The following is an 11971-nucleotide window of genomic DNA, read 5'->3' as shown; positions in this document are numbered from 1 at the left end:
CAACAGGGATGGATCACCGTCGGATCAGGTGATCCGCCGGATGCTCTCCGTGATCTCGTCGTGATTGAAGACGTTCAGCCAGTCCGGCTGCATTATCCGCGGCTTGCCGTTTTCGATTGCCTTGTTGCAGGCATCCGAGAATACGCCGTCGACCTCCCCCATGATGACGGCACCCAGAATGTTCATGTGCCCGAGCAGGAAGTCGCGGGCCGCGACCGGGTCAACGCCCCGGCGAACGACCTCGTCCAGGGCATCCTTCATGGCCGCCAGCAGTGACGCACAGACAGTCTCCGAAAGGCCGGGTTCGAGCAGCGCCATCTGCTCGACAGTAACCCTGTGCGAGCGCAGGATGGGCTTGTAAATGAGTTTCGCCACCTCTTCGCCCTGGGCGAAGTGTTCCTCGGGCCCTTGCATCAGCGCGCTGACGATTGACTGCGCCGCAGCGACGCCGCCGAAGAAATCCCGTTTTGCGGACATTTCTGTCTCGTCATTGAAGATCGGCGGATGACAAGGGTGCGTGACGAAATAGGTGATGTCCTTGCGTTCCGGCAGGTGGCCGGCAAATGGTGCGGCCGCATCGAGGATGACAACCATCGTGCCGGGCTGGAGCCTGTCGACGATCTGATGAGACACTGCCCGGATCGCTGTATCGGGAACCGCCATAACAACGATGTGCGCCCCTTCGAGGCCTTCCTCCGGAGTGACGCAGTCGACACCCAGCACATCCTTCAGGCGGGCTTTTGCCGCCTCATTGACCTCTACATGAGCCACTTGGAATCGCGACCCCGTAAGGTTCTTCGCGAGCCGCGTCCCCATTTTTCCGCCAGCACCGAGCAGCGCGATTTTCATGAAGAATGCCCTCCCTTGAATTCCTCGCCGCAATGTGTCGGCAAGATATCATGTTGTCAACTGGTATAATGAGTTGATCAGTTAATAATGCGCCTGTATGTATGCTGGCAATCAACGGGAGGTGAACGTGAACCGAATTTACGCTGATTACGATCTGGAGACGCCCGGAAACCTTGCCGATACGGCGGCCATCATCGCCGGGGAACAATCCTCAGGCACGTTCATGCAGCTCGAAGGCGAGACCGACGAGCTGAAAGAGGCCTATGGGGCGCGCATTGAGTCGATCGTCGAGACTGGTGCGGCCAGCAAGCCTTCCCTGCCATGCAGGGTAGCCGGCAGGAAATTTACGCGCGGGCGAATTCGCCTTTCCTGGTCACTGGCGAACATGGGACCGTCGCTTCCCAATGTGCTGGCAACAGTTGCAGGCAACCTTTTCGAATTGCGCGAGGTCTCTGCGCTTCGTCTGCTTGACGTCGAGCTTCCACCGGAGTTTGCGGCCGCCTATCCCGGCCCGCGGGCAGGCATAGGCGGAACGCGCAAGTTGGCCGGTGTACCTGTCGGTCCATTGATTGGTACGATCATCAAGCCGAGCGTCGGACTTGATCCTCTACAGACTGCCAGCCTCGTCTCGCGACTGGCGGAAGGCGGAATTGACTTCCTGAAGGATGATGAGTTGCAGGCCAATGGCCCGCACTGCCCGTTTGCTGAACGTGTCAAGGCCGTAATGAAGGTGCTCCGCGACTTTGCTGACAGAACCGGCAAGAAGCCGATGTATGCTTTCAACATCACCGGCGGGATGGATGAAATGAAGCGTAACGCCGACCTCGTACGCGATGCGGGTGGAACGTGTGTCATGGTCGGGATCCACAGCGTCGGGCTTCCCGCTGTCACAGCGCTGCGACAGCATACGGATTTACCGATACATGGCCATCGGAACGGCTGGGGCCTGTTCTCACGCTCGCCCGATATCGGGATCAGTTTCATCGCGTGGCAGAAATTCTGGCGGATTGCCGGGGTTGATCATCTTCATGTCAATGGGCTGCGCAACAAGTTCAGCGAGGATGGCACGTCGTCGATCGCGTCGGCAGGCCAGTGCCTCACCCCCCTGTTTGACGGTGACAGGGATTTCAGGGTGATGCCGGTATTTTCTTCGGGGCAGTCGGCAGAACAGGTGGAAGACACCTACAAGGCGCTCGGCTCGACTGACCTCATTTATTGCGCTGGCGGCGGCATAATGGGGCATCCGCATGGTCCGGCGGGCGGGATAAGGAGTTTGCGCGAAGCCTGGCAGGCCGCAGTGGAGGGCATCAGTCTCGAAACCTACGCAGTCACGCACCCCGACCTTCGTGCGGCAGTTGAAACCTTCCGGTCGAGGTTGTCATGACGGAAAAAACGCAGATCGCATTTTACGGCGATGACTTCACCGGGTCTACCGATGCGATGGAAGCCTTGAGCTCGAACGGCATCGAGACCGTCCTTTTTACCGAGATTCCGGATGATGCGCGCCTCAAAGCCTTCAACAACGCTGCGGCGGTCGGCCTGGCGGGAACCAGCCGCAGCCAAACACCTGAATGGATGGACCGCGAATTGCCGAGGATCTTTGCATGGCTGCGATCGTTGCGGGCTCCCATCTGTCACTACAAGGTCTGCTCGACATTCGACAGTTCGCCCGCGCAAGGCTCAATCGGCCGGGCAATCGATATTGGCCTTGAAACCTTCAAACAAGAGGCCGCGCTGCTGATTGTCGGGGTCCCCCAACTCGGACGCTACACCATGTTTGGTGAACTCTTTGCCCGGTTTCGCGGCGAGGTCTTCCGGATCGACAGGCATCCGGTGATGAGCCGGCACCCCAGCACACCGATGCATGAAGCCGATCTGCGCAGGCATCTGGCGCAGCAGACGCGCACTTCGATAGGCCTCGTCGAGCTTCCGGCACTCCTCGCTGGCGACGGATCGATGGCTTTGCGCAAGGCGTTGGACGAAGACCACAAAATCATCATGATCGATGTCGCCGATTTGTTGAGCTTGCGCTGCGCAGGTGCCCTCATTGACGCGAACCTTGGCAGCGCTGCCCCGCTCATATTCGGATCGTCGGGTGTCGAATATGCGTATATTGAAACCCTGCGCGCCGGGGGCAATCTTGCACCAGCGGCCTCGTCATCGCCGCTGTTACCCCAGGAGAGAATCGCGGTCGTCTCCGGAAGTTGCTCCCCGACAACGGAAATGCAGATCAGATATGCCAGCAGTCATGGCTTCGAACCGATCGAGGTCGACTACGCGGCGCTTGCGACCGGTGCGGGGTCGGAACGAGCCGAAACTGCAGCTTTCGATACGGCCACAGCGGTCCTGACATCAGGAAGGAGCCCGCTGCTTTTCACGGCGCTGGGCAAACCATCAATACAGCCGATCACCGACAGGCGTGCCAATGATCGTGTTGGCCGGCGGCTTGGCGCCTTGCTGAATCGTCTGACGGCTGCGAACGGCCTGAAGAGAGTTGTCGTTGCCGGTGGTGATACATCAAGCCATGCCCTCAGCGAGCTCCATGTCGGGGCACTCACTCTGCGTCATCCGATTGCGCAATCCCCGGGCTCTCCGGTATGCCTGGCTCACCGATTTGATGGATCGGCACCGTTGGAACTTGTCCTTAAGGGCGGCCAGATCGGCAACGAAGACTTCTTCGTTCGCATCCGGGATGGACGGCTGGATTGACGTGCGCCAGCCCCGGCGACCAACGCCGGAGCAACGTGCTGATGCTGCGTTCAAGGCAACGGCACGCATGACATTTGCCAGGCATCTCGGCTCGTTGCATGCTTTGCATCTCGACGATCTTGGCTCACGCACAATAGACGGCGGTACGGGGGGGCGCAAGTGGGGCGCGGTATGGCTGCATCGCCACCGATTTTTGCCAACTCGACCGAAAGAAATTGATTGACGCGTCCACCTTTCAAAACAATGTCCGATGTGAACGTTGTTGCGCAGTTCGTCGGTTTCCCATAGCAGCAGCTGCAACCGGGTCGATGGCATAGCGGCAAGTGAATTCGGTGCGAACGTAGGTCATTATATCCTGAAAATTATCGTTACTCGCGGTCCTGGCGCTTTCAAGGGCCGGATTGATGAAAGCCATGCCGCGCCTGAAGGCGTTCGAGATATCGCTTTTGGCTGGCACTGAGGTGAACGCGCATTGCGTGACGGGCAGCTTCGGCATCGCCGGCGGAAATGGCCTTGAGAATGGCTAAATGTTCACGATGCAGACCACGCTGATATTCGTCCGATTGCGACGTTTCCGTGGACCACGGAGAAGTCACGTCACAGGGAATGGCGCGGCGGCCAAGGACATCCAGCATTTCGACATAGATCGGATTGTTGGTTGCACTGGCGATAGCCCGGTGAAAAGCCAGATCGGCCGGCCCGGTGGGATCCCCATTTCGCAGGAGCACGTCGAACTCGACATAGGCCTCCTGGATTGCCGCCTCTTGCGCCGCATTGCGCCGTGTGGCGGCCAGCCCCGCCGACTCGATCTCAATGGCCAGCCTGACTTCCAGAACGTTGAGCGCTATGGAGTTCTTCGTGCCCATCTCCGACGTCAATGCACCGAACGCCGTCGAAATCTGCTCGATCACAAAGACACCTGCCCCTTGTCTCGGCTCGACGAGGCCGGCGGCAGCCAACTGGGCGATGGCTTCGCGGATGACGGTGCGGCTGACACCAAAGGTTTCTGTGAGCTGGCCCTCGGTCGGAAGCTTCTGACCTGGCTGCATAAGCCCGGTCTGCAGCTGCTCGCGGATGGCCGCGACCACTGTTTCCGACAGCTTCGGCCGTCGTTCCACTTTTAGATCAGTCACAGTTTCCATTGCCGGTGCCACCTCTATTTGAACACGCTCGGAAGCCAGAGCGAGATGGCCGGAATATAGGTGACAAGACCCAGAACCACAATTCCGGCGCCGTAGAAGGGCCATATGGAACGCATGGCTTGCCACACAGTGATCTTGCCCACGGCACACGCGACAAACTGGACGGTGCCAACGGGCGGAGTGTTCAATCCGATACCAAGATTGAGAATGAGGATGACGCCAAAATGGACCGGGTCGACTCCATAGTGCTGGGCCATCGGAAGGAAGATCGGTGTGCAGATGATAATCATGGGGCCCATGTCCATGAACGTACCAAGAAGCAGCATCAGGACATTCAGCAGGAGCAGAACGACCAGCGGGTCTGTGGAGATGGCATTCATTCCTGCGATCAGCGCCAAAGGAACTTTGAGATAGGCCATAAGCCAGCTAAATGAAGCCGCAGTGCCAATTATCAGCAGCACCATTGCTGTGGTGCGCACCGCACCTTGCGTGGCATGGACGAAATCGTCCCAACGCATCGATCTGTAACCCAGCACCGTCACCAGCAAGGCATAGATAACGGCGATACAAGAGCTTTCTGTTGCGGTGAAAATCCCTGAACGCACGCCGCCGAAAATGATGGCGATCAACAGCAGGCCCGGGACGGCAATGACGGCGAAACGGCCGACCTGGGCGAAGCCCTGAAAGGGCTCCGTCGGGTAGCCCCGCTTGCGGGCAACGATATAGGCTGTGACCATGAGCGAGACTGCCAGCAGGAGGCCCGGGAGAATGCCGGCGGTGAACAGATCGGCGATTGAGATCTTTCCACCGCCGGCAATGGAATAAATGATCATGTTTTGGGAAGGCGGCAAAAGCAGTGCGATCAGTGCTGCCATGGAGGTAACATTGACCGCGTAGTCTGCACCATATCCCCTTGCTTTCATTTGCGGAATCATCAGCCCGCCAACCGCGGCGGCTTCGGCAACGGCCGAGCCCGAAATGCCGCCAAACAGTGTTGCCGTCACGATGTTGACTTGTCCGAGCCCGCCCCGCAAATGCCCGACAAGCGAACCGGCAAAGGCGATGATGCGATGGGCGATGCCGCCGCGAACCATGAGGTCTCCGGCGTAGATGAAAAACGGCACGGCCATCAGCGAAAAAACATTCATGCCGGAATTCAGTCGCTGGAAGACGACCAGTGGCGGCAGACCGAGGTAAAGCACGGTGGCGAAGCTGGCTGCGCCAAGGCAAAAGGCGATCGGCGTGCCGATAAACATCAGGAACGTGAAGAAGCCAAAGAGAATCCACAGCTCCATGACTCAAGCCTCCTGCACGACAGGCATGTCGGGAACGTCTTCAAGGTTGATATCCTTGTCCACGCTGATCCCGGCCCATCGCATCACGATGCGCTCCAGCGAAAACAGGCTGATCAGAATGCCGCCCGTGGTCAGCGGGAGATAATCGAAGCCAGCGGGCAGACCAAGCGATGGAATGGTGGATTGCCATGTGAGCATCACAAGCTTGCAGCCGTACCAAACCATGCCGATACCGAAAGTAAGAACGATCACATCGGAAAATGCGCGCAGAGCCCCTTTGCTTCCCTGTGGCAGGACGTACAGAAGCACGTCGAAACCCATATGGAAATTCTCGCGAACGCCGATGGCCGCGCCGAGGAAAATGAACCAGCTCATGATCATGATGGCGCTGGTTTCTGTCCAGCTCGGTGACGAGTTCAGAATGAAGCGGGAGAAAACCTGATAGGCGACAAGGACGGTCATGACGACGAGGCCAAAGCCGGCAAGGTACAGGGCTCCATCGCTGACTTTCGTCAGCATCGCGCCGATGCGAAGCAGGCGCGTTCTCCTTGCCGCGGAAGCCAAACCTTGTTGCGAATTGTTGTTGCCGGTCATCTACAGCTTTTCTTTCCTGTCAGGACACAACGGCAGTGCGGAACTGCCGTTGTGGTCACAAGGATTACTTGGTTGCCTGAATGCGGGCGGCGAGGTCTTTCAACTCCGGCGTCGACAGATATTTTTCGTAGACGGGCTTCATCGCGTCGATCAGCGGTTGCTTGTCGATCTCGCTCACCTTCACTCCCGCGGCCTCAACGGTTGCGCGGGATTTCTTTTCGCGAGCGTCCCAGAGCTCCCGCATTTTGGCAACACTGTCCTTTGCCGCCTGACGCACGATGGCCTGGTCCTCGGGAGTAAGCTTGTCCCAGCTCGATTTCGACATGACGAGGACTTCCGGGACCATCTGGTGTTCATCTAAAGTGATGAACTGGGCAACTTCGTAGTGTTTGGCGGATTCGAAGCTCGGCCAGTTGTTTTCGGCTCCGTCAATGACGCCGGTCTCAAGAGCGGAATAGACCTCGCCATAGGCCATCGGCGTAGCATTGGCTCCAAGGTTGTTGACCATGTCGACAAACACATCGGACTGGATGACGCGGAACTTCATCCCCTTCAGGTCGGCGAGAGAGGTGATGGCTTTCCTGGAGTTGTAGAAAGATCGGGCTCCGGAATCGTAGAAAGCCAGGCCGACGAGATTGTGCGTATCGAACGCCTTGAGGATTTCAGCCCCAATCGGTCCGTCCATCGTTTTGCGCATATGGTCTGCGGACCGGAATATATAGGGCAGCGAGGGTATCTGCGTCACCGGGACAACGCCGTTGAAGGGGCCCATTGACACGCGGTTGAAATCAAGGACGCCGGCCTGCGTCTGTTCTATCGTATCCTTCTCCTCGCCCAGCTGCGCGGAATGATAGACCTCGACCGAGTAACGCCCGGCGGTGCGCTCCTTGATAAGTTCGCCCATATATTTGACCGCTTCAACCGTCGGATAACCATCAGGATGGGTATCGGCCGAACGAAGTACGGTCTGAGCGCTTGCAGCTCCGATCATCAGCGCACCAATGGCAATGGCTGTCGTTGTCGGCTTGGAAAAATACATGATGAGTTCCTCCCCATTTCGAAAATCGACGGGTTATTGACCCATCGGAGCTGGCAGAATCCACGAGTTCAGCCGCTGTGCACAGATTATGACCGTCAGCACTGGACCAGGCCGAAGGCTGCACGCGGTGTTCAATCGTCCTCCCGAAGTTGCTACCGCTATTAGCCGAATGAGATCATGTCAAGATACAAATTTCAGTTTTTTGTATTATGACTTTGAGCTGTTATCAGGAGAGTGGGGGGAACTCAGGTAGCTGCGCGCGCCCCGAAGATACGGATAGTCTCGCGCGAACGGTGATGACCCTGTTCGATCAGGGCCTCCCAAATACAGAAGTCGTCGCTTGCACCCGGCCAACCAGAAAATATGAATTGCTAAAACCGTCGCGATGCGAAGCGCGACAAGGCCCTTCATGCAGGATGCGGTGAACCAACGCATCCATAGCAAACTCGAATCCCCTAAGTGCCAAACCATCTGGTCACTGCATAAGGATGTAGAGCCGAGCACCTATCGTTTGTTGCTCTTGCGCAGAAACACATGGGGACGTGGGATAATCTGGAGGTAGATTTTTACGCGCAAGGCGGCGGCGATGGCGTGTTCGAAATGCACGACGGCCAAATCATTCGAAAGGCTGACGCCATGCAACTTGATTTTGATGATGGTCCAGACGGTCGCCCGCGGCATCGGAATTTGCGTCACCCTCAACACCGTCTCGCGGCCGGTGGAAACGTGAAGCGCCAAACCATAATACCCGGATTCCTTTTGGCGTTCCTCGTTCTGGCGAGCGCGAATTCGGCCGGAGTTATGCCCATGGTCTTGTTGACCTTCGGTGCCGAACGATCTCGCTGGGCACTGCCGGGAGGAATGCTAGCGGTCGGTATGAAGACTTCGCTTTATCAATTTCATATGCGGGTGCCCAAGCCGTTGCGTTCGTCGTCGGCGAGACCATTTTTGTCGCGATGTTCCTTTTAGGCGGTGTGTACTGTTTGAAGTGAAGCTTCCAAGATTTCCGAAATAAGCGGCGCACGTTGTACGCATCGCCGTGAGATAAATCCAGCTGCTCTGGAGAAACGGCAAGCCGTCCCAGCGCTTCTGAATTTATTCCGACCCGTACGATGATGTAATCGACTTTTAAAAGGCCTTTCTGATGCTATTCCGGATCTTTGAGGAACGTGGTGGTGAAATCTCAAATTGCTGGGGCGACGGACTCTCGGCGATGTTCCCACTGAGCAACCCAATGGCATGCGCCGATCTCCTCAAGGCAATCGGCGAGGCGCAAATTGCATGGCCACATTGAATAAGAGCATAGTCGAGCCGAGCGCCCACCGCTCGACTATGGTATTGTCGTTGATACTGCGATGTCATGCATGGCAATATCGGCCCGGCTTCAATTTGAACTGGAGACGCTTGCCGCTTAGAGGCGCGGACGTGCTATCCGAGCGGTGCTCCACCGTCACGTTGGGACATCGAGAACGATTTTTCCGCGGGGCCGGGGCAAAATGCCTTCCAGCATTTCATGGGCGGTCCTCGCTTCAGCCAAGGAGAGTACCGCGCCGACCTGTGTCCTCATCTTCCCGTTGTCGATGAAGTCAGCGATTTTCGCAAGGCGATCGCCGGTCACCTCCACGAGGAAGAAAAAAGCTTCGACGCCATGACGTTCGGCCTCTTCCTGATCGGGTTGCGAGACAGCGGAGACAAGCTTGCCGCCACGACGAAGCAGATTGAAAGAACGATCTTGCGTCCTTCCACCGACGAGATCAATAACCACATCGGCCTGCCCCAAATGCTTTTCAAGATCCTCGCTCTTGTAATCGACCGCTTCATCCGCGCCAAGGCTGCGAACATAGGCAAGGTCTGCGGCGCTGGCAGTCGCAACGACACGAATACCGGCCCGATGCGCCAGCTGCACCGCGTAGGCACCGACACTTCCTGCACCACCGTGAATAATGACTATCTGGCCGGCTGCAAGTTTTCCATGCTCAAAGAGCGCCTGCCAGGCCGTAACAGCCACGACCGGAACCGACGCCGCTGCATTGTAGTCGAGTGAGACTGGCTTCTTCGCGATCATCTTGGCTGACGCGATGGCGTATTCGGCATAGGCACCAACGAACTGACCGTTCGTTACGCCAAAGACTTCATCGCCCGTTGCAAAATTCCTCACGTCAGGGCCGACCGACTCGACAATACCCGACAGGTCCGACCCGAGGGTAAGGGGCAAAGGTTGCGGCAAGGCGCTCTTGCCGGCTCTTATCCAGCCGTCCCAGGGGCCGACGCCGACGGCGCGCACCCGGATCAGCACTTCGCCGGGTCCCGGCTGCGGGCAGTCGATCTTCTCGAACGCCATGACATCCGGTGGTCCGAATTCATGAACCCGCCAAGCCATCATGAAGTGGTCCTTGCGGCCCTTGGCCGGTGCAGCCTTTTGCTCATTCGTGCTCATTGTCACTTCCTTTCGCCTTGATTGTCGATTTCATTTTCTTTCAAGGAGTTCGAGTGGATTTTTGAAGCCTTTACAACGGTCGAATCCCAATGGAATTCTCGATCCCAGAACCTGCACTTACGAAAGATGCCGACATAAGCAGTTCCTACCATCGCCATGTTGCGGTCTGGGCCAATCAGCGTGGATCGAGACGGCGGACAGAAGCGAGATTACGTAGCTGACTTCGCGACGATGCAGGGCCACGCCCCACGCTCGATTTTCTTGCGGCGATTTGCGTTGTCTCGGTTTTTTTCCAGGATTTCCGTCGCTGCCCGGTAGGCAGCAACCGCCGCCATGCCGCCCGGTAACCGGGAAGAATGCGCGCACAGCGTCGCCCATGAACCTCAGCACTTCATCGCCCTTGCCCGCAATTGCGAGGACCACTGTGTCGAAATAGCCATTCAACAGCTGCATGGCTTCATTGGCAGGCAGCGGTTGGAAATCTCGGTGTAGTCGCCGAAAAGATCGAAGCCGGTTGCCGTTTGCGGAAGCGGAGCCGCCATACGGGCGGTGCCGATGAGTTCCGGAACCGCAGCCTCGGCTCTGGGCGAAAAGCTGCATTCAACTATTCCATCTTGAGGCAAGGATGACGCTGCACATATCAATCCGCCGAAAGTTGGGATCTTTGAACGCCAGGACATCATCGTTGAAGGTGCCGAAGGTGCTGTCGGGGCGATGTTTCATGCCCTGATAAAATGCGTCAATGATTCCGTCGTTGCAGCAGGTCTCTCGGGGAAAAGCGGCTGTAACGGCCTCGCGCTGCGCATCGGTAAATTGATCATAGCCACGGCCGGCCACATCCATGCCAGCCCCCGCCTGCACCAGCGCAATCTCGGGACGCATATATTGGGGTACGCCAGGAGTAGTGTGGAGAGCGACGGCGTTCCAGACCGTCTCGATATCGCTTTCGGAGATCCCGTGCCCCTGAAGAAATTCGCGCGCTGCATTCGCGCCATCCACTTCAAAGCGTAGCTGGCTGTTTTCATAACGTGCGGTGAGGCCGATGTCGTGAAACATGGCGGCCGTGTAAAGCAGTTCCGGATCAAAGTTCAGCTCCATCCGATTTCCTGCCAAGGATCCCCAGAAATACACCCGGACCGAGTGATGGAAGAGCAACTCGCTCTCGGTGTCACGAATGAGCTGTGTCACTTCGCGTCCGATCTTACTGTCGGGTATGCGCACTCCCGCTATTTGTTTGAGCATCATGGTTTTCCTAATCGTTGCTTGATCGCTGCTGGATACTCTGGGTCATTTTCCGGCAACCCACCGAGAGTTTCGCATCAGCGTGCAAAAATCCCTTCGGTGAAATTGGGGATCTTTGTCGGCCAACCCCAGTGGCCTCAGACCAATGCTTCAAGCCATCTTAAATGGCCGAGCGCCTTGTGCCCTTTGGGAGCGGTCTGGTCGTAATCGAGCCTCTTGGTCATCGTTCTTGTTCCTTCGGTCTCATTTGACAGGGGTGGTGAGCGCCTTGTCGTCAGAGTCGACGACGAAGACCGCGAGCAACTTCGCCGGCTCGGTCTTGCTCGCATTGCGGCTGATTGAATGGCTGGCGTTTGGCGGTTCGGACCAGCTCTCGCCAGCTTTGTAGATGCGGGACTCGCCATTGTTCACCTTCGACTCGATCGCGCCCGAGATCACATAGGCGTAGATGAAGGCGGACTTCGCGTGTGTGTGCGGCGGGGAAGCTGCGGCAGGTGCATAGTCGACTTCCACAGCGACGAGCGACTTGCCGGGGATGTTCGGGATCGCCTGATCGAATTTAGGCGTGACCGTTTCGGCTTGACTCTCATGAGCCGGGGTGGAGCCGGTACCCGCCAAGGCGAGCACGGCGCAGGTAGCAACAATGGTACGGACCTTCAAGGGC

Annotated in this window: 12 protein-coding genes and 1 pseudogene; 3 read left to right on the top strand and 10 right to left on the bottom strand. The window is 57.5% G+C overall.

Going from position 1 to position 11971, the window contains the following annotated elements; translation table 11 throughout:
* Window positions 1-24: 24 nt before the first annotated feature.
* A complete protein-coding gene (locus PHA01_RS26720; RefSeq protein WP_271899307.1) occupies window positions 25-849 on the bottom strand; it encodes a phosphogluconate dehydrogenase C-terminal domain-containing protein in 825 nt (274 codons plus the stop codon).
* 127 nt (window positions 850-976) lie between these two features.
* Between PHA01_RS26720 and PHA01_RS26715 the strand changes: the two genes are divergently transcribed.
* Window positions 977-2233, top strand: coding sequence for a ribulose-bisphosphate carboxylase large subunit family protein (locus PHA01_RS26715; RefSeq protein ID WP_271899306.1), 1257 nt, complete (start codon window positions 977-979; stop codon window positions 2231-2233).
* Complete coding sequence (locus PHA01_RS26710; RefSeq protein ID WP_271899305.1) at window positions 2230-3558, top strand: four-carbon acid sugar kinase family protein; 1329 nt, start codon at window positions 2230-2232, stop codon at window positions 3556-3558. The genes PHA01_RS26715 and PHA01_RS26710 overlap by 4 nt, the downstream gene beginning before the upstream one ends.
* 389 nt (window positions 3559-3947) lie before the next feature.
* Here PHA01_RS26710 and PHA01_RS26705 read toward each other — a convergent pair whose 3' ends face one another.
* The 5 genes from PHA01_RS26705 to PHA01_RS26685 form a co-directional block, all read right to left on the bottom strand.
* Window positions 3948-4700, bottom strand: coding sequence for a FadR/GntR family transcriptional regulator (locus PHA01_RS26705; protein ID WP_271899304.1), 753 nt, complete (start codon window positions 4698-4700; stop codon window positions 3948-3950).
* A 14-nt stretch (window positions 4701-4714) separates the two neighbouring features.
* A complete protein-coding gene (locus tag PHA01_RS26700; RefSeq protein WP_224514426.1) occupies window positions 4715-5995 on the bottom strand; it encodes a TRAP transporter large permease in 1281 nt (426 codons plus the stop codon).
* Between the two features lie 3 nt (window positions 5996-5998).
* Window positions 5999-6514 (bottom strand): TRAP transporter small permease, encoded by a 516-nt coding sequence (locus PHA01_RS26695; RefSeq protein ID WP_271899337.1) that lies wholly within the window; start codon window positions 6512-6514, stop codon window positions 5999-6001.
* Window positions 6515-6653: 139 nt separating this feature from the next.
* Window positions 6654-7631 carry a TRAP transporter substrate-binding protein gene (locus tag PHA01_RS26690; protein ID WP_417021049.1) on the bottom strand — a complete coding sequence of 326 codons (978 nt, stop codon included), beginning with the start codon at window positions 7629-7631 and terminating at the stop codon, window positions 6654-6656.
* A 501-nt stretch (window positions 7632-8132) separates the two neighbouring features.
* Window positions 8133-8366 carry a hypothetical protein gene (locus tag PHA01_RS26685; RefSeq protein ID WP_271899301.1) on the bottom strand — a complete coding sequence of 78 codons (234 nt, stop codon included), beginning with the start codon at window positions 8364-8366 and terminating at the stop codon, window positions 8133-8135.
* On the opposite strand from PHA01_RS26685, the gene PHA01_RS29540 reads away from it, so the two are divergent.
* The gene (locus PHA01_RS29540) at window positions 8265-8597 is read left to right on the top strand and encodes a putative sulfate exporter family transporter (protein WP_417021048.1); all 333 of its coding nucleotides are present in this window, start codon (window positions 8265-8267) and stop codon (window positions 8595-8597) included. The two genes, PHA01_RS26685 and PHA01_RS29540, sit on opposite strands and share 102 nt — an antisense overlap.
* A gap of 481 nt (window positions 8598-9078) precedes the next feature.
* Here the strand turns inward: PHA01_RS29540 and PHA01_RS26680 are convergent, their stop codons facing one another.
* The 4 genes and pseudogenes from PHA01_RS26680 to PHA01_RS26670 form a co-directional block, all read right to left on the bottom strand.
* On the bottom strand, window positions 9079-10065 hold the full coding sequence (locus PHA01_RS26680; RefSeq protein ID WP_417021045.1) for an NADP-dependent oxidoreductase: 987 nt from the start codon (window positions 10063-10065) through the stop codon (window positions 9079-9081).
* Between the two features lie 347 nt (window positions 10066-10412).
* Window positions 10413-10571: pseudogene (locus PHA01_RS29535) on the bottom strand (adenylate/guanylate cyclase domain-containing protein); the annotation flags it as partial.
* Window positions 10572-10665: 94 nt separating this feature from the next.
* Entirely contained in the window at window positions 10666-11307 is a 642-nt protein-coding gene (locus tag PHA01_RS26675) for an HD domain-containing protein (protein ID WP_271899334.1), read from the bottom strand.
* Between the two features lie 243 nt (window positions 11308-11550).
* Window positions 11551-11967: a cupin domain-containing protein gene (locus PHA01_RS26670; protein ID WP_271899300.1), complete on the bottom strand. Its 417-nt coding sequence runs from the start codon at window positions 11965-11967 to the stop codon at window positions 11551-11553.
* Window positions 11968-11971: the final 4 nt, after the last annotated feature.

Origin of the sequence: Candidatus Phyllobacterium onerii, from assembly GCF_028331445.1 — a bacterium.
Taxonomy (GTDB): Bacteria; Pseudomonadota; Alphaproteobacteria; order Rhizobiales; family Rhizobiaceae; genus Phyllobacterium; species Phyllobacterium onerii.
Note: the sequence above shows the minus strand (reverse complement) of the source record. Positions and strands in the feature narration are given on the sequence as shown.